This is a genomic window from Spirillospora sp. NPDC049652 (genome assembly GCF_040675125.1).
Taxonomy (GTDB): Bacteria; Actinomycetota; Actinomycetes; order Streptosporangiales; family Streptosporangiaceae; genus Spirillospora.
Genome location: NZ_JBFAOF010001406.1, coordinates 1 through 1,413, shown reverse-complemented (window position 1 = coordinate 1,413; position 1,413 = coordinate 1). Strand labels below are relative to the sequence as shown.

Here is a 1,413-nt window from a genome sequence, read left to right as displayed (position 1 = left end):
CTCCCCGGTCCCCCGCCCGGCGGGTCCTCGCGCGCCGCCGCCGGTTCCACCGGGGCCGCGGCGGCGCGCGGGGGACCGGGTCATCCGCGCGTTCCGCGTGCGCCGGCGGGCCGGGGCCGGCGGCCGCGGGAGCGGGTCACTCCGGGTCGTGGAGGCTCATGGTGTAGACGGTGTCCTCGTCGTCCAGGAGGACGACCTTGTCGACGCCGTCCTCGCGGAGTTCGCGCCAGTGCTCGCCCAGCCAGGTCTCGGCGGCGGCCTGGGTGCTGAACGTCTCCTCCACGCCGGTCCGGTCCCCGCCGGACTTCTCCAGCTGCCAGTTCCACGCCATCGCCACTGCCCTCCGCCGCTTCGACCTGCCCGGTAGCGGTGAGCGTAACCCGTCCGGCGGCCGGGGCGGCCCTCGGACCGACCTTGATGCGGCCGCGGGCCCGGCCACCGGACCGGCCGTTGGCGGCGGTCAATAGGCTCGTGGGCAGGATGAAGATCGAACTGCCTGGAACCGCGGGGCCGGAGGGCTGGCCCGCGCCCGGTTGCCGCTGCGCGTCGTGCGCGCGGGCGCGCGCCGCCGGAGTCTCCCTCGCCCCCACCCGCGTGCTGATCGACGGCGTGCCCCTGGAGGACTGTCCGCGTCTGGACGTGCCCGGAGGCTGGGATGTGCGCGTCCCCTCCGGGCACCGCGTTCTCGTCTCCGCTGGGCCGGGACAGAACCCGGAGCCTCAGGCCGGCAGCGCCTACGACGCGGTGCTGCTGGACCTGGTCGGCTGTCCCGAACACCTCGGACGGCTCCGGCGCGAAGGGGCGGTGACGGACGCGACGGACGTCCGAACCGTCCATATAGACCATCGTGTCAGCGCGCCTACTGAACTTGACCGTCGGTTGGGCTTCTGGACGCGTCCGCTCACCGGCCCCCATCGGACGCTCCTGCTGGGCGGATCCCGCTCGGGGAAGTCGGCCGAGGCGGAGTTGCGGCTGATGGCGCATCCGGACGTGACCTATGTGGCCACCGGGGTGGGCGATCCCTCGGATGCCGAGTGGACGGCCCGCATCGAGGCGCACCGGCAGCGGCGGCCGTCCTGGTGGCGGACGGTCGAGACGGCGGACCTCGCATCGGTGCTGACGTCCGCGACCGGCGCCCTCCTGGTGGACGGCATCGGGTCCTGGGTGGCTGCGGTCATGGAGGAGACGAACGCCTGGGACGACCCGTCCCGCGTCGTCGGACGCGTCGAGGAACTGGTCTCGGCATGGCGCGACACAGCGGCGCACGTGGTCGCGGTCAGCGACGAGGTGGGAATGTCGCTGGTCCCGACGACCCCGGTGGGACGGGCGTTCCGCGACGTCCTCGGGAGCGTGAACCAGCGGCTGGCGGCCGAGTCCGAGGCCGCCGCGCTGGTCGTCGCGGGCCGCGTCACG

The 1,413-nt window shown here is 74.5% G+C and carries 2 protein-coding genes; one reads left to right on the top strand and one right to left on the bottom strand.

Annotated features, from left to right (window positions below):
• Positions 1 to 136: 136 nt before the first annotated feature.
• Positions 137 to 331, bottom strand: coding sequence for a hypothetical protein (locus AB0J52_RS40620; protein WP_500188552.1), 195 nt, complete (start codon positions 329 to 331; stop codon positions 137 to 139).
• 149 nt (positions 332 to 480) lie between these two features.
• Between AB0J52_RS40620 and AB0J52_RS40615 the strand changes: the two genes are divergently transcribed.
• Positions 481 to 1,413 (top strand): bifunctional adenosylcobinamide kinase/adenosylcobinamide-phosphate guanylyltransferase (locus AB0J52_RS40615; RefSeq protein ID WP_500188550.1); only part of this gene is annotated, 933 nt, incomplete at its 3' end.